We start from the raw sequence: 14,604 nt of genomic DNA on the forward strand, positions 1-14,604 counted from the left end.
GTAGCTACACGTCTGGCATTAGTATTTTGGTATAACAAATCATACACTTTAAGAGTCAGTGTGGCATTATCTTTTAAAAATGAATAGGCAAAAATGTTGAATTCCTAAACTCGGGCTAAAAAACATCAAATCTAAAACAATCTATTTCTTACGCATGTAAACACTAATTGGCACCCCATGAAAACCAAAATGTTCTCTTAGTTTGTTTTCTAAAAATCGTTTATACGGATCTTTTACATATTGCGGTAAGTTACAAAAGAACGCAAACTGCGGTTGCGGCGTTGGCAGTTGCATGATGTATTTAATTTTTACATACTTAGCCTTATACGCTGGTGGTGGATAATTTTCAATAATAGGTAGTAAGATTTCGTTAAGCTTACTAGTTTTTATCTTTTTTGATCTGTTTTTATAAACCTCAACTGCTGTTTCTATAGCCTTATAAATACGTTGTTTTGTGGTTGCCGATATAAAAATGATAGGCACATCTGTGAAGGGTTCCATTTGTTGTCTGATAGCTTTTTCATAATCTTTAACAGATTTATGGTCCTTTTCTACTGTATCCCATTTGTTAACCAAAATAACAATCCCTTTTCGGTTACGTTCGGCTAACCAAAAAATATTTTGAACTTGTCCATCAAACCCACGATTGGCGTCTAAAACAATTAAACACACATCACTATGCTCTATGGCACGCACACTTCTCATGACTGAGTAAAACTCTAAATCTTCTTTAACTTTAGCTTTACGTCGAATTCCTGCCGTATCCACCAAGTTAAACTCAAATCCGAAGCTACTATATTTTGTATCAATAGAATCGCGAGTTGTTCCCGCTATATCGGTTACAATATATCTGTCCTCGCCCATCAATGCATTAATGAATGATGATTTCCCGGCATTAGGCCTGCCAACTACTGCAAATCTTGGTAATTCTTCTTCTACAACCGTTTCTTTTTCTGGTAACGCTTTTACTAAAGCATCCAACAAATCACCTGTTCCACTCCCATTAATACTTGCAATCGTAAAATAATCTCCTAGTCCTAATGAATAAAACTCTACAGCATCTTCTGCGCGTTTTGCATTATCAACTTTATTAACTACTAAAAATACCGGTTTGGTTACTTTTCGTAATAAGTTGGCAACATCTTCATCCATTCCTGTAACGCCAGACTCTACATCAACCATGAAGATAATAGCATCGGCTTCGTCGATAGCTAATTCTACTTGCTTATCAATTTGTGCTTCAAAAACATCATCACTACCCAATACATAGCCACCTGTGTCAATAAGTGAAAATTCTCTGCCATTCCAATCACTCTTTCCGTAATGTCTGTCTCTTGTAACGCCACTTACCGCATCAACAATGGCTTCCCTTCGTTGTATTAAACGATTGAAAAATGTTGACTTCCCTACATTTGGTCGTCCTACTATAGCAACTATATTACTCATACTCTTCACATTATTTGTAACAGCCTAAGACTGATTTAATTATTTAGCATGGTTGGCTAAATTTTTTGCAAAAATAGAAAATATACCCTTTGTAAGGGTCTTTTTTGGCAACTATTAAATTGTTTAATTTTTTCAAGAAAAAATAGTATTTTAATAAACTTAAAACTAAACTAGATGTCAACCACCAATACCATCGTATTAAGACCTCGCTTTAAAATAGAATTAGAACGGGATAATGAATCTGTGCTAAAAGATTTTGAAGACGCAAAAGCATCACAAAATAATTATATTGTTAATAGAATTGACGACCACGTTTTTATAAAATTTCCAAAGCACAGACAACACTTTTGGTCTCCGCAATTACATTTAGAAATTAATGAAATAGATAAAAAATTGAGTTTACTTTATGGTCTTTTTGGCCCAAATCCAACAGTTTGGACTTTGTTTATGTTTTTACACTTTATGGTAGCTGGATTATTTATAGCTTTTAGTATTTGGGCATATACTAACTGGTGCTTAAAATCAAGTTATGCTATACAAGTCTGTCTTATGTTTTTCATGGTGATTGTTTGGTTTGTTCTTTATTTTGCAGGTAGTATAGGAAAAGCATCTAGTAAAAATGAAATGCTCGAATTACAGCAATTTATGAATGAAATTTTAAAAATTGATTAAAAATTCTCTATTTCTGGTTATAACCAAAACGTTTCAACTGATTCATATTTGACCGCCAATTCTTATTAACCTTAACATACAATTCTATATGGATTTGTTTTCCAAAGAATTTTTCAAGATCCTTTCTGGCTTCTACACCTACACGTTTTAAGGCACTTCCTTTATGACCAATTATGATTCCTTTTTGAGTATCGCGCTCTACCATAATAACTGAACGAACACGGATGATATTTTCTTCTTCAAAAAACTCTTCGGTATCAACTTCAACTGCATAAGGAATTTCCTTTTTGTAATGAAGTAAGATTTTTTCCCGAATAGTTTCATTAATAAAAAATCGTTCCGGCTTATCTGTTAATTGATCTTTTGGATAAAATGGTGGTGATTCTGGCAATAACTCAATAATTCTATTAAATACTTCTTTTACATTAAAACCTTCAAGAGCTGAAATAGGAAAAATTTCGGCATTAGGCACTTTTTCTGTCCAAAGTTGAACTTGCGATTCTAATTGTTCTTGATGTGACTTATCAATTTTATTTAAAAGAAGTAAAACTGGTATTTTTGAATTGGTAATTTTATTAAAAAAGGCTTCGTCTTTGAGTTCTTGCTCACCAATTTCAACTAAATACAATAAGACATCGGCATCTTCAAAAGCTGATTTTACAAAATCCATCATACTTTCTTGCAACTCGTAAGCGGGTTTAATAATTCCTGGTGTATCAGATAAAACTACCTGAAAATCATCGCCATTTACAATACCCAAAATACGGTGTCTGGTGGTTTGTGCTTTGGACGTGATGATAGATAACTTCTCGCCAACAAAAGCATTCATAAGGGTCGATTTCCCAACATTGGGATTACCTATAATGTTTACAAAACCTGCTTTATGCTCCATAGTTTATTAATTTATAAGGTGCAAAGTTACAACCTTGATTTGTATTTATAGTATACAAGTTATGCAAACAAAAAAACAGGAAGCATAGCTTCCTGTTTTTGTAAGTTTCTTTTTTTGAAGAAATTATTTTTTAGTAATATCTAAAAGTTCAACTTCAAAAATTAATGCTGAAAAAGGTTTGATTTTATCTCCTCTTTGTTGGAAGCCATAAGCTAAATCTTGAGGAATAAAAAATTTGTATTTAGAACCAACTGGCATTAACTGTAATCCTTCTGTCCAACCTTTTATAACTTGGTTTACGCCAAATTCTGCTGGTTTACCTCTATCTACAGAGCTATCAAAAACAGTTCCATCAATCAAAGTTCCGTGATAATTTACTTTTACTCTTGAAGTAGCGGTTGGCTTTTCACCTGTTCCTTGTTTCTCAACAATATATTGTAAACCGCTAGCAGTAGTTTGCACACCTTCTTTGGTTTTGTTTTCTTCTAAAAATTTCTCACCTGCAAGTTTATTATCAGCAAATTGTTCTTCCGCTTTAGCAATTTGTTCTTCTTGTTGTTTAGCTCTTTGTGTTTCTTGTTTTTTTCTGAAGTACGTACTTAAAATTGTTTGGCTTTTGTCTGAATCTATTAAAATATTTGTAGAGTCCATAGCATTTTTGAATCCTTGCATAAATAATTCAGTATCCATTTCAGAAACACTATTTTTTACATTTCTTGCTACATCCATACCAATAGCATAACTTACAGAATCTATTTCTGTTTTCAATGGCTTATTAGTAACACCTTGACTATTGCATGATGATACTAGGGTCGTTAAAACTATAACTGCCAAAAATTTAATTATTTTCATTTGTCGTTTTTGTTTAAAAATTCAAGCAAAAATAACAAATTTAAAACGAGAACAAAGGAAGCTTTTGTTACAATTTTCATAAATTAATAAAACTTCCCCATAATTTGAATATTTTTTTAAATCAAAACAGCAACTATATCAGTTAATATAATTGAAACAAACTTTAATTTTTGTTTAACGTAATACTGTCTTTTAATTGTTAATTTTAATAATCCAATTAATACGTCCTTAATTTTTAAGGAAAGACTTTAACTTAAAAAAGCAATATATGACTCCAGAAAACCCACATTATTTTCGCTGTTTAGAAGCACTTAAGGGGTCTATAATTTTTAAAGACCTCGATAGTATAGATATACAACACCTAATAAAAAAAATGACTAGGATAAAATGGACTGCAGGTGTTTTTAAACGTAGTTTTGAGTTTAACTCTTCTCTTCATGTAATTGTTTCAGGTCGACTAAAAATGTATCAGATAAATCCTAGTACTGGCAGAGAGCACACAATTTACATACTCACAAAAGGAGATGTTTTTGATGTTATGCATTTAATGGATAATAAAACTCACGATGTATATTGGGAAACATTAGACGATTTGGAAATTTTAACTATTTCTATTATTGAAGTGAATCAAATAATTGAAGAAAATCCTAAAATATACCATTCCATTTTAAAATATATAGGACATATGATGCGTATGCTGGAAGAAGAATCCAATGATATTTGTCTTCATAATACCCTTACAAGGTTATCGCATTTATTGTTAAAGCATATGGACGGAGAGTCCCATCAACTAAAAACCATTAATAATTTACCAAATAATGAGATTGCCAATTTAATAGGCACTACCAGAGCTGTTGTTAACAGACATATTCAAGAACTCAAAAAAGCAGGAGCTATATCGGTAAAACGCAAACACATAGACATTGAAAATCTAGATACCCTAATAGCCATTGCTGAAGAAAAATATACTAATATATAAAGTTTATACATCAACTCATATTCATTTATTTTTAACTAATCATCTGCTACTTTAGTAGTGGTTTTGTAATGATTCTTAAAGCTACATTTGTTTAAAATCTAAAAACAGAAAACCATTTTTATTTTTTATTCAATAGCTATGAGAAGAATTAAACGTTTTTTCAAATTGGTATTAGTTAAAATTCTTTTTACAATGGTTAATTGGCTTAATAAAAAGCCGTCCAGAAAACTAATTAAAACCTTAAAAGCAAAGTATCCTAATGCCACGTTTGTTACTTGGGAGCAGGTAAATAAGTACATCTGGAAAGCTACATTTATTTTACAAAAAACCGAACACAAAGCCCTTTTTAATAAAAGTGGAGTTTGGTTACAAACAGAAAGTTATAAACCCTTTTATTGTTTACCAGAAAAGGAAATATCTTATTTTACATCTCACTACAACTTTGAAAATCTTCAAAAAGTATTGTTCTTAGAAAAACCTGACAGCTCATCTTTTATTTTCGAAATGAATTCTGGCAATCATGCTTATCAAGTTAGCATTGATACTTCTGAGTACACCACAAAGAAAAAAGTTTCTTAAAGTTTTTTAAATCAATAGCTAAGACTCTTAAAGTTTTCTAAAACTTTAATTAAGTGCTATAAAAGTAGCAGAACTCCTTTCAATTCGCATGTAATTTTATTCCATAATTGAGAAAAAAATGTTTAACTAAAAAATGTAATAAAATGAAAAATTTAATTATTGCCCTATTTATCGTAGGAAGTGTAACAAACACTTTAGCACAAGATCAGTTTTTTGAAACTAAAATAACTAAAGATAAAGTACCACCCGTAATACTTAAATCTTTAGCCGAAGATTTCCCTGGATCTGTTTACCAAGATTTTAAAGCCATTCCATTAAAATTCTTTAAAAATGATGTTGCAATAAACAACGATCAAGATCCGAACCTGGATTACAATACTTATCAAATTTATGTAGTAGGAAACAATAAAAAAATAACAGCTACTTATGATGAAAGTGGAAAACTTTTAGGTACCGAGGAGATTGCTCATAAAGAAGCCTTACCAGTTGATATCGATAAATCAATAGCTGAAGCATATCCAGGATGGATTGTAAAAAATGATGTCTATAAAATGACTCACTATAGAGGTCGTAAGCCAAAAGAGCAATACAAAATCATTCTTGAAAAAGGAGCAAAAAAAATGAAAATATACATAGATGGTAATGGTAAAGTATTAAACGATTTAATTCGATCTCCTAAAACATCTTAAAACTAATTATAAATCATAAAACAAATAGTATTATGAACCTTAATAAAATTGTAATAGTAGCTTTTGCAACCACATTATTTACGTCTTGTAACAACAAAGACAACAATAACAAAGCTACTAAAATTGAAGACGATATAGTAAAGACAGAAACGATTGATGAAGTCCCAAGACTATCTGATGAAGATTTTGATAAGGCTATAAAAGCCTATGCAGCTAATGATAAAGCTGAAGCATCAGCCCAAATACAAAAAGGAATATTAGCATTAAAAGCCGAGGGAGCCAATATAAACGGTTTAAGCAAAGTTAATTTAGATTACGCTATTGATGAATTAACTAATATTGCTGGAAGACTTGACTCTAACGAGGATATCTCAACTGAAGGTCTTAAAGAAGCCATTGTTAATGCAGAACTAAACATAAATCACGAATACCTTTCTGGAACCGAAGATGTGTATATGCTTGTAAAACCTGCAAATGTGTCTTCAGCTAAAACTAAAAGAAATTTTAGTGGTATGATTGCAAATCTCAAAAAAGAAGAAGCAAGTTTAGATCAAAACTCTAAAAAAGATAGAGATCGTTTACTAAAAGAAGGTGAAAGCCTTGAAAAAGAATTAAAAGCTTGGGAAACAAAAGCCAAAGCCTACTCGAAAAAAACCAATGATCATTTCAAAACATATTCGCCCCAGTATTACAAAAACTCTACTGATTTTTAAAATCAAATACTGGAGAACAAAATATTGTACAAATAAAATGACATTTAAAATTTTTGAGTTTGAATAAAAACACTTAAAAAATAACCGTTAAATAAATTAAAACAATGAAACGTAATAATTTTTTCCAACTCATCCTAACTGTACTTTTTGCTTGTTATATGTCGAGTAGCATGTATGCTCAACAACAAGATGCAGGAACACAAATATCATACAAAGTAAATTTTGGTCCGGTTTATCCTATTGAAGGAGATAGTAATCAAATTGAAGGCAAAATTTCATTTAATGATGATAACGATAGCATCGAAAAAATTTCTTTCGATGTCCCTTTAAATTCATTTACAGGAATTAATTCTGGATATCTTGAATGGATTGGGAATAGTTGGTACAATCCCGATATGAGTTTTAAAAGTAACAAAATAAAACTTACAGGTGATAACAAACTGATGGTGTCTGGTAATTTAGAGTTTCGCAGAAGAATAGCTCCAGTTAAAATTGATTTTACGAGAAAAGATTCGGATAATTCAATTATTCTTGAAGGGAATTTTGATATGAGAGTTCGTGATTACTTTACCTTTAATTTACCTTTTGAGCTTGCCCCTAATACTGTATCGTTTAAAATTAAATTGGTTTTTGATAAACCATTATCAAACACCTAAAGTAAAATAGAACACAGAAAGCTAGTATAATTTTTAAAAGTCAATTATGGAAACTACAGAAAAATCAAAACAGTCAAAATTCAGTTTTATAAACAGATATGAATGGTCTAAAAATAGATTTGCATGGTTTTACGCCATATTGATATTACTAGCATCTGTAACTTTAGGGGTTATATTTAAAAAAGCTGGTATTTATGAATCATTAGCAATTCGATCTATAAATATCTTTTTTATCATGATCGGATTTTTTATGCTGATATGGGATTATAAAAAAAGTAAGCATGAAAATATAAAATTCTTAGATGCCTTTTTATTATGTGCCAGAACTGGTTTTTATTATTGTTTATTATATCTACCAATTATATTAATTTTTTTAACTGAAAGTCATAGTGAGTTACAATTGGTAAAAACCGATGAAACTTTTAATAATAATTTTTCTGTTATAGCCATTGTATTTTCAACGTATGTAGAAACCGTTGCTACAGTTGTAATACTTGGCATTTTGGCTGCATTTACAGGAAATATGAAAAAATAGTTATCTTCTCTTAAATTAAGAATCAGAACTACTTAAATAATAGGTTTTTAGTTATCATAATTTAACAAATACTGGGATAAAGATTAAAAAATTCAACATTACTAAAGTTTTAGATAGACTTCCAAACGCTCCTTAGAATAACTGATAAAAATCATATTAAATACCAAATCCTATTTTTATTTTTACGAAATTCTAAACTTATACTAGATAATTATGATAACTCAAAACATAGCACTTTACAGTTGGACTAATGGAGCAATAATGATTGCTATATTTGGAATTGTTTGTCTTTCTTTAATAGGATTTCTTATTGCCTTTATGATGGGTGGAAAGAAAAAAGAAGAGCCAAAAGAAGATTAAAACCACTATAAAAATAGAAATACTATTTTTATAAAGTCATTCCATTTAAATGAAATTAAAAACAAAAGATGTTGTTTTCGTTGTACTACAATGTCTCTTGTTTATTGTATATTTTTTTAAAATCAATTTATACAAGTTTAATTCTAACTATACAATTAGTATAATCGCTATTGGTTTAGTAGTAATAGGAATCTTGTTAAGTACGGTTTCGCTTGTGTTACTTAATAAAAATTTATCGCCTTTCCCTTCACCAAAATCAAATTCAGTTTTGGTAACGCGTAGTGTATATAATTATATTCGGCATCCTATTTACACCGGAATAGTATTATCATTTTTTGGATATGCCATATATTATGGCTCCGCCTATAAGGTTTTAGTATCAACTCTACTACTTATCCTTTTTTATTTAAAATCGGATTACGAAGAAAAACAGCTATTAAAAAAATTTACAAACTACAATACATATAGAAAAACAACAGGGAGATTTTTTCCTAAAATTTAATCTATGTATGTAACAAAAGTTGCTATTGAATAACTTGTTATAGATTATATTTACAGAAATTTTAAAAATAATAAATAAAAACTATAGTATTATGGAGTTAGAACAAGAACAACAACAATTTTCAATGCCAAGAATTGGCGACAAAGCACCAGAGTTTAAAGCAGTAACAACACAAGGTGATATAAATTTCCCTTCTGATTTTGAAGGTGAATGGACAATTCTTTTTAGTCATCCAGCAGATTTTACACCTGTTTGCACCTCTGAATTTATGACGTTTGCGCATTTAGAAGAAAAATTTAATAATGCAAACTGTAAATTAGTAGGCCTTTCTATTGATGGTCTATATAGCCACATTGCATGGTTAAGAACCATAAAGGAAAAAATTAAATTTAATGGCATGAAAGACATTGAAGTTAAATTTCCTTTAATTGAAGATATCTCTATGGAAGTTGCCAAAAAATATGGTATGATTCAACCAGGAGAAAGTAAAACTCAAGCCGTTAGAGCTGTGTTTTTTATAGATCCAAAAAGTATTGTGAGGGCTATTATTTACTACCCTTTAAGCTTAGGAAGAAATTTTGATGAAATTTACAGAGCTTTGATAGCCATGCAAGCTTCTGATAAGTTTAACGTAGCCACACCGGCCGATTGGTATCCAGGAGATGATGTTATTATTTCGCCAGCTGGATCTTGTGGTGTTGCTGAAGAAAGAATGACTAATACTGACGATTTAAAATGTGAGGATTGGTTTTTCTGTACCAAAAAACTTGATAAAGATACCGTTTTAAAAGAAATACTTAAAAAATAAATAGTATCTATTTAATTAAAAAAGAGCCTCAATATTGAGGCTCTTTTCTTTTTACAATCTTTAATTTTTATTAAAATTTCTTTTGAAAAAAGACAGTTATATTTCTACCTGGCTCAGTAATAGGAACTGCTCCAAAATCTGCTTGATTATTAAAAGAAAAGTTTAGATGATCATGATAGGTTTGATCAAATACATTTAAAACAGCCACACCTAAAGACACATTTTTAAATGGTTTTACTCCCAAACGAAGATCTAAAGTTTGGTAGCCCTCTGTTTTGGTTTCTCCAAACGTTTTAGAAATATTATTTTGTGCACTTGTAACATTATATTGTGCATTAGCCCAAAGTTTTTCCTTTTCAAAACCAGTTGAAAGCATTAGCTTAAACGGAGGCGTAAGCGGTAAAGATTCAGAAAAATCCTTATTTTTAGCATACACATAAGCTCCTGCTGCCTTCATATAATAATCGTTTAAAAAATCTAGTTGACCCATAACCTCGAAACCTGTTTTATAGGCATTGTCTAAATTCTGAAATACTTTAGGATTAACCGGTTGCATTGTTGGCATATATTTTCTAGTTAAATTAGGATCTACAACCGCTACAATGTAATTATCGAAAAATGAATAATAAAAAGATGTTTCGTATTTAAACGAATTAAAAATTCCCTTTAAATCTTCATGTCCTTTAAAACCAATTTCAAATTGATTGTTAACCTCAGCTTTTAAATTAGGATTTCCAATATACTCATAAGAGTCTTGTCCAACAGTAAAGTGATTAATATAACGCTCTATCATATTTGCTGAACGTACACCACGACCAAAAGCAGCTTCTAAAATAAAATTATCTGAGACTGTTTTTTTAACAGAAACTGTTCCGCTTACATTTTGTTCTGTGCGTTTTTTTAATCTGTACATCGCATCAAAATCTGCTTCTGGGTCTCTAATATCTGATGTTAAAATATCGGTACGCATACCAGCCGTCACAATGGTAGACGAATTAACAGACCATTTAGCCTCTGTAAACAAACCAATATCATCAATATAAGAATCTTGCCATACTTTATCTTTAAATAACCTTGGCGTTGGTAACGTCATACCATTCATAACTTTAACCAATCTATCTCTTCCTCCATCTCTAGCAATATGAAACAAATCTATACCACTAAAAACATTAAGTTTACTCGTCGGTTTCCAGTTTAATTCTAGCTTGCCGCCTATAGTCGTAGCGTCAACTGCAGAAGATGCTTCAGTCATCATAAACGACGGACGTAGCGTATTTGTCATTAAATGATCTACATAACTATAATAAGCTTTTGCTGTAAAAGACTTTATAACATCTCCAATATTAGACCATTTGTAATCTAAAGACAAAATGCTGCTATTATCATAATCGGTGTCCATTGGTAAGCCCGCATGCAGAACATCTCTACCAAATGATTGTCTCCAATGTGCTTGCAAACGCTGGTTTTCAGTTAAGTTATACCCAAATTTCAATCCGTAATCTGTACTGCGAAATGATGAAGGAATTTCAACTTGGCTGCCATCTTCATAACTTCCAAAATCTCTATAACCAACATTACCTACTATATCATACTTATCGGTAACTTGTTGTAACTGCAACATGGTAACAAAGGAATTTCCATTAGACTCGTAACCTCCAGACACTTTCCCATGAAAACCTTTGTCTTCTGAATTTATTTTATCGGTCACAATATTAATAACACCTCCAAAAGTAGCTCCATAACGCACTGTATATGGCCCTTTTATAATTTCTATTTTTGAAACTTCTTCTGGAATAATGTGTGTCGTAATAGGATCCATTCTGTTGGGACAAGCATTCATAGCTTTGGTTCCACCATCATATTGAATGTTTAATTGTTCGTATTGTGATGCTCTAAATGATGGATCTGTAGCATAATTTCCTCGTTTTATAACCGAAAAACCATTAATGTTATTAAACAAATCGGCTACATTTTTAGGTTGAACAATATTTTTTTGATAGTCATTGGATACTTGAGTCAAAACAGGATCAGTCATCTTGTTTCCTGTTATTAAAACCTCATCAAGCTTGACTGTTTTTTGACTAATAGAATCTTGCGCCTTGTCTTTTGTTTCTTGAGAAAAAGACATAGCATAAATAAGCGTGCAACAAAGCACACTATAAAATGTTCTCATTTTTTAATATTTAAAAATTGAAATAAATAATTTGCCAGAAGATTACTAAACCTTCTGTATTGTTTAAATTTATGATATGAGAACTAAACTTGTGGAGGGTGATCTAAGCTTGAAGTTACTAAAAAAGCATATAGATTAGTATATGAGCTTATTTCTTTCTTCTTTACTGTAGTATTTATAAAGTTGTAGCTTGTTTGGGCAACAACATACAGAATTATTTCTTTAAAATTAATATCCTTAAACGGTACCTTATCATCTTTTGCACTGTTTTCTTGCGCAACCTTCTTTAAATGACATTTTCCATTACAATGCATTTCGGGCTTATCCTTATTTACACAAAGATTTTCAATAAAATCAGCTGTATCCAAATAATAGTAGGCATACACATAAGACACCCTTAAACTATTAAATAAAATAGTTAAAGTAAGCAGAAAGGATAATATGGTTGTAACAATTTTCAAGTTTGCAAAATTAAAACTTTTACGCAGAACAATGATACATTTGTTACATCAATTTAAAACTTTTAATCTGTCATCTTAAATAAATAACAAATCAAAACTATCTCATAAATTGGGTAACATTGGTTACTATTCAGCATTTTAAACTATTCTACCTTTGATAAAAAATTTGATGTTTCCTATTAAAAATTCAGGATACATTAATAGTAACCAATTTTAATTGAAAATGCATTTAACCAAATAATTTCTAAAAACAATGAAACAGGTAACCTCTAAATTATTTTTTGTTCTTTTTACTGTAATAAGTTATAACTCTTTTAGCCAAACAGCTAATCTTTCATCCCAAGAAATTAAAGACATGAAATACATGCTTGAAGAAGAGAAAGTAGCTCGTGATGTTTATGAATTATTAGATAAAAAATGGAATTTAAGAGTCTTTAATAATATCAAGCAAAGTGAACAACGCCATATGGATATGATGGAAAACTTGCTAAATAGTAATAAAATAAGTTATCAGTTTAGTGATAAGCGAGGTGTTTTTTATAATAAAGAGTTACAAAAATTATATAATGATTTAACTGAAAAAGGATTAAAATCAAAATACGATGCGTTAGAAGTAGGTAAAACTATTGAAGTTACAGATATTTATGATTTAGAAAAGGCAAAAAAACTCACCACTAATTCTCAAATTAAAGATGTGTATTCTAAATTAATTTTTGCTTCGAACAACCATTTACGAGCTTTTAGCAGAAATCTATCTAAATTTCAAAATCAATAATTGTGTAAAAAACTGAAAACCTTACAGTTAAAAATATCTGTTTAACACTATAATTTTAATCCCTAATTTTTAACCTTTATATAATCTTAATAACTTTTTAAACTGAGTAACAATAGTTGCTCCATACTATTTTTAACTAACATAACTTTGCAAAAAAAATTATTATGGATACAGAAATTTTAGCAAGAATACAATTTGCTTTTACAATTGCCTTTCATTATATCTATCCGCCTTTAAGTATTGGTATTGGACTTATCATGGTTATTATGGAAGGCTTATATTTAAAAACAGGAAAAAAAGCCTATGAAGTGCTTACCCGTTTTTGGTTAAAAATATTTGCAATAACATTTGGTATTGGTGTTGCAACTGGAATTATTATGGAATTTGAATTTGGTACCAATTGGGCTGTATATTCAAAATATGTTGGAGATATTTTCGGTAGTGCTTTAGCTGCAGAAGGGTTATTTGCTTTTGGTTTAGAAAGTACTTTTTTAGGTATTTTAATTTTTGGTTGGAATAGAGTGTCTCCTAAAGTTCATTTTATTTCTACTATAGGCGTATTTTTCGGTTCCATGTTTTCTGCCGTTTGGATTGTAGTTGCTAACAGTTGGCAACAAACTCCTGCAGGCTATCATATTGTTGGTGAAGGTTTAAGTGCCAGAGCCGAAGTTACCGATTTTTGGGCTATGGTTTTTAACCCTTCAAGCGTCGATAGAATTATTCATACATGGCAAGGCGCCTTTTTAGCAGGAGCGTTTTTAGTTTTAAGTGTTCATGCCTATTATATATTAAAAGGAAGATATGTTGAAATCTCTAAAAAGGCTTTTAAAATTGCATTAGCAGTTGCTACAGTAGTATCGTTTACACAACTACTATCAGGACACAGTTCTGCCGATGGTGTTGCCGTAAACCAACCAGCAAAATTAGCTGCAATGGAAGGCCATTATGATAAATCTGCACCAGCCGATTTATATGCTTTTGGTTGGGTAGATGACGAAAATCAAAAAGTCACAGGACTGGGGATTCCCGGAGGCTTATCATTTTTAGTTCATCAAGATTTTAACGCACCTATTACAGGCTTAAATGCGTTTCCTGAAGATGAAAGACCTGGACAAGTTAATGCGGTTTTTCAATTTTATCATATTATGATTTCAATTGGACTATTTTTAATAGCTCTAACCTTTTATGCTAGTTTTTTATGGTGGAGAGGAAAATTATTTGAAACCAAATGGCTTATGAAAATTTTTGCGTTTTCTGTTATTTTACCTCAAATAGCTAATCAAGTAGGATGGTTTGCTGCCGAAATGGGAAGACAACCTTGGATTGTTTACGGACATTTACGAACTAGTGAAGGCTTTTCACAAGAAGTTTCATCCAATCAAATTGTGTTTTCATTAGTTCTGTTCACAGTGGTTTATACCCTGTTATTAATTTTATTTCTATATTCTTTGAATAAGAAAATAAAAAATGGGCCATACGACGAAGCAAAAAATGAATTAGAAATTATTTAAA

General features: G+C 30.5%; 17 protein-coding genes. 12 read left to right on the forward strand and 5 right to left on the reverse strand.

Annotated features, from left to right (window positions below):
• Positions 1 to 141: 141 nt before the first annotated feature.
• The gene (gene der / locus G5V56_RS13670) at positions 142 to 1,446 is read right to left on the reverse strand and encodes a ribosome biogenesis GTPase Der (RefSeq protein WP_166965958.1); all 1,305 of its coding nucleotides are present in this window, start codon (positions 1,444 to 1,446) and stop codon (positions 142 to 144) included.
• 174 nt (positions 1,447 to 1,620) lie between these two features.
• On the opposite strand from der, the gene G5V56_RS13675 reads away from it, so the two are divergent.
• Positions 1,621 to 2,118, forward strand: coding sequence for a GTP-binding protein (locus G5V56_RS13675; RefSeq protein ID WP_166965960.1), 498 nt, complete (start codon positions 1,621 to 1,623; stop codon positions 2,116 to 2,118).
• Between the two features lie 7 nt (positions 2,119 to 2,125).
• Here the strand turns inward: G5V56_RS13675 and era are convergent, their stop codons facing one another.
• The gene (era, locus tag G5V56_RS13680) at positions 2,126 to 3,010 is read right to left on the reverse strand and encodes a GTPase Era (protein ID WP_166965962.1); all 885 of its coding nucleotides are present in this window, start codon (positions 3,008 to 3,010) and stop codon (positions 2,126 to 2,128) included.
• Between the two features lie 123 nt (positions 3,011 to 3,133).
• On the reverse strand, positions 3,134 to 3,862 hold the full coding sequence (locus G5V56_RS13685) for an FKBP-type peptidyl-prolyl cis-trans isomerase (protein WP_166965964.1): 729 nt from the start codon (positions 3,860 to 3,862) through the stop codon (positions 3,134 to 3,136).
• Between the two features lie 373 nt (positions 3,863 to 4,235).
• Here G5V56_RS13685 and G5V56_RS13690 point away from each other — a divergent pair, with 373 nt between their 5' ends.
• The 9 genes from G5V56_RS13690 (at position 4,236) to G5V56_RS13730 (ending at position 9,683) form a co-directional block, all read left to right on the forward strand.
• On the forward strand, positions 4,236 to 4,841 hold the full coding sequence (locus tag G5V56_RS13690) for a Crp/Fnr family transcriptional regulator (RefSeq protein WP_166965966.1): 606 nt from the start codon (positions 4,236 to 4,238) through the stop codon (positions 4,839 to 4,841).
• A gap of 192 nt (positions 4,842 to 5,033) precedes the next feature.
• Positions 5,034 to 5,420 (forward strand): PepSY-like domain-containing protein, encoded by a 387-nt coding sequence (locus tag G5V56_RS13695; protein ID WP_166965968.1) that lies wholly within the window; start codon positions 5,034 to 5,036, stop codon positions 5,418 to 5,420.
• A 143-nt stretch (positions 5,421 to 5,563) separates the two neighbouring features.
• Positions 5,564 to 6,109 carry a hypothetical protein gene (locus G5V56_RS13700; protein ID WP_166965970.1) on the forward strand — a complete coding sequence of 182 codons (546 nt, stop codon included), beginning with the start codon at positions 5,564 to 5,566 and terminating at the stop codon, positions 6,107 to 6,109.
• A 32-nt stretch (positions 6,110 to 6,141) separates the two neighbouring features.
• On the forward strand, positions 6,142 to 6,822 hold the full coding sequence (locus tag G5V56_RS13705) for a hypothetical protein (protein WP_166965972.1): 681 nt from the start codon (positions 6,142 to 6,144) through the stop codon (positions 6,820 to 6,822).
• A gap of 104 nt (positions 6,823 to 6,926) precedes the next feature.
• Positions 6,927 to 7,478 carry a YceI family protein gene (locus G5V56_RS13710; RefSeq protein WP_166965974.1) on the forward strand — a complete coding sequence of 184 codons (552 nt, stop codon included), beginning with the start codon at positions 6,927 to 6,929 and terminating at the stop codon, positions 7,476 to 7,478.
• Positions 7,479 to 7,524: 46 nt separating this feature from the next.
• Entirely contained in the window at positions 7,525 to 8,013 is a 489-nt protein-coding gene (locus tag G5V56_RS13715) for a hypothetical protein (RefSeq protein WP_166965976.1), read from the forward strand.
• A gap of 213 nt (positions 8,014 to 8,226) precedes the next feature.
• Positions 8,227 to 8,373, forward strand: coding sequence for a hypothetical protein (locus G5V56_RS13720; protein WP_166965978.1), 147 nt, complete (start codon positions 8,227 to 8,229; stop codon positions 8,371 to 8,373).
• Between the two features lie 49 nt (positions 8,374 to 8,422).
• The gene (locus G5V56_RS19210) at positions 8,423 to 8,875 is read left to right on the forward strand and encodes a methyltransferase family protein (RefSeq protein ID WP_166965981.1); all 453 of its coding nucleotides are present in this window, start codon (positions 8,423 to 8,425) and stop codon (positions 8,873 to 8,875) included.
• Between the two features lie 91 nt (positions 8,876 to 8,966).
• A complete protein-coding gene (locus tag G5V56_RS13730) occupies positions 8,967 to 9,683 on the forward strand; it encodes a peroxiredoxin (RefSeq protein WP_166965983.1) in 717 nt (238 codons plus the stop codon).
• Between the two features lie 70 nt (positions 9,684 to 9,753).
• Here the strand turns inward: G5V56_RS13730 and G5V56_RS13735 are convergent, their stop codons facing one another.
• Together G5V56_RS13735 and G5V56_RS13740 are read right to left on the reverse strand one after the other, a co-directional pair.
• Positions 9,754 to 11,856: a TonB-dependent receptor gene (locus tag G5V56_RS13735; protein ID WP_166965985.1), complete on the reverse strand. Its 2,103-nt coding sequence runs from the start codon at positions 11,854 to 11,856 to the stop codon at positions 9,754 to 9,756.
• Between the two features lie 83 nt (positions 11,857 to 11,939).
• On the reverse strand, positions 11,940 to 12,317 hold the full coding sequence (locus G5V56_RS13740; RefSeq protein ID WP_166965987.1) for a hypothetical protein: 378 nt from the start codon (positions 12,315 to 12,317) through the stop codon (positions 11,940 to 11,942).
• 253 nt (positions 12,318 to 12,570) lie between these two features.
• Between G5V56_RS13740 and G5V56_RS13745 the strand changes: the two genes are divergently transcribed.
• Entirely contained in the window at positions 12,571 to 13,092 is a 522-nt protein-coding gene (locus tag G5V56_RS13745; protein WP_166965989.1) for a ferritin-like domain-containing protein, read from the forward strand.
• A 164-nt stretch (positions 13,093 to 13,256) separates the two neighbouring features.
• On the forward strand, positions 13,257 to 14,603 hold the full coding sequence (locus G5V56_RS13750; protein WP_166965991.1) for a cytochrome ubiquinol oxidase subunit I: 1,347 nt from the start codon (positions 13,257 to 13,259) through the stop codon (positions 14,601 to 14,603).
• Position 14,604 lies beyond the last annotated feature (1 nt).

It is taken from the genome of Yeosuana marina (assembly GCF_011762485.1).
In the GTDB taxonomy this organism is placed as follows: domain Bacteria; phylum Bacteroidota; class Bacteroidia; order Flavobacteriales; family Flavobacteriaceae; genus Yeosuana; species Yeosuana marina.

Bases quoted from the DNA above. Each gene is read 5' to 3' on its own strand.
- der (WP_166965958.1), bottom strand. From the start codon at position 1,446: ATGAGTAATATAGTTGCTATAGTAGGACGACCAAATGTAGGGAAGTCA.
- G5V56_RS13675 (WP_166965960.1), top strand. From the start codon at position 1,621: ATGTCAACCACCAATACCATCGTATTAAGACCTCGCTTTAAAATAGAA.
- era (WP_166965962.1), bottom strand. From the start codon at position 3,010: ATGGAGCATAAAGCAGGTTTTGTAAACATTATAGGTAATCCCAATGTT.
- G5V56_RS13685 (WP_166965964.1), bottom strand. From the start codon at position 3,862: ATGAAAATAATTAAATTTTTGGCAGTTATAGTTTTAACGACCCTAGTA.
- G5V56_RS13690 (WP_166965966.1), top strand. From the start codon at position 4,236: ATGACTAGGATAAAATGGACTGCAGGTGTTTTTAAACGTAGTTTTGAG.
- G5V56_RS13695 (WP_166965968.1), top strand. From the start codon at position 5,034: ATGGTTAATTGGCTTAATAAAAAGCCGTCCAGAAAACTAATTAAAACC.
- G5V56_RS13700 (WP_166965970.1), top strand. From the start codon at position 5,564: ATGAAAAATTTAATTATTGCCCTATTTATCGTAGGAAGTGTAACAAAC.
- G5V56_RS13705 (WP_166965972.1), top strand. From the start codon at position 6,142: ATGAACCTTAATAAAATTGTAATAGTAGCTTTTGCAACCACATTATTT.
- G5V56_RS13710 (WP_166965974.1), top strand. From the start codon at position 6,927: ATGAAACGTAATAATTTTTTCCAACTCATCCTAACTGTACTTTTTGCT.
- G5V56_RS13715 (WP_166965976.1), top strand. From the start codon at position 7,525: ATGGAAACTACAGAAAAATCAAAACAGTCAAAATTCAGTTTTATAAAC.
- G5V56_RS13720 (WP_166965978.1), top strand. From the start codon at position 8,227: ATGATAACTCAAAACATAGCACTTTACAGTTGGACTAATGGAGCAATA.
- G5V56_RS19210 (WP_166965981.1), top strand. From the start codon at position 8,423: ATGAAATTAAAAACAAAAGATGTTGTTTTCGTTGTACTACAATGTCTC.
- G5V56_RS13730 (WP_166965983.1), top strand. From the start codon at position 8,967: ATGGAGTTAGAACAAGAACAACAACAATTTTCAATGCCAAGAATTGGC.
- G5V56_RS13735 (WP_166965985.1), bottom strand. From the start codon at position 11,856: ATGAGAACATTTTATAGTGTGCTTTGTTGCACGCTTATTTATGCTATG.
- G5V56_RS13745 (WP_166965989.1), top strand. From the start codon at position 12,571: ATGAAACAGGTAACCTCTAAATTATTTTTTGTTCTTTTTACTGTAATA.
- G5V56_RS13750 (WP_166965991.1), top strand. From the start codon at position 13,257: ATGGATACAGAAATTTTAGCAAGAATACAATTTGCTTTTACAATTGCC.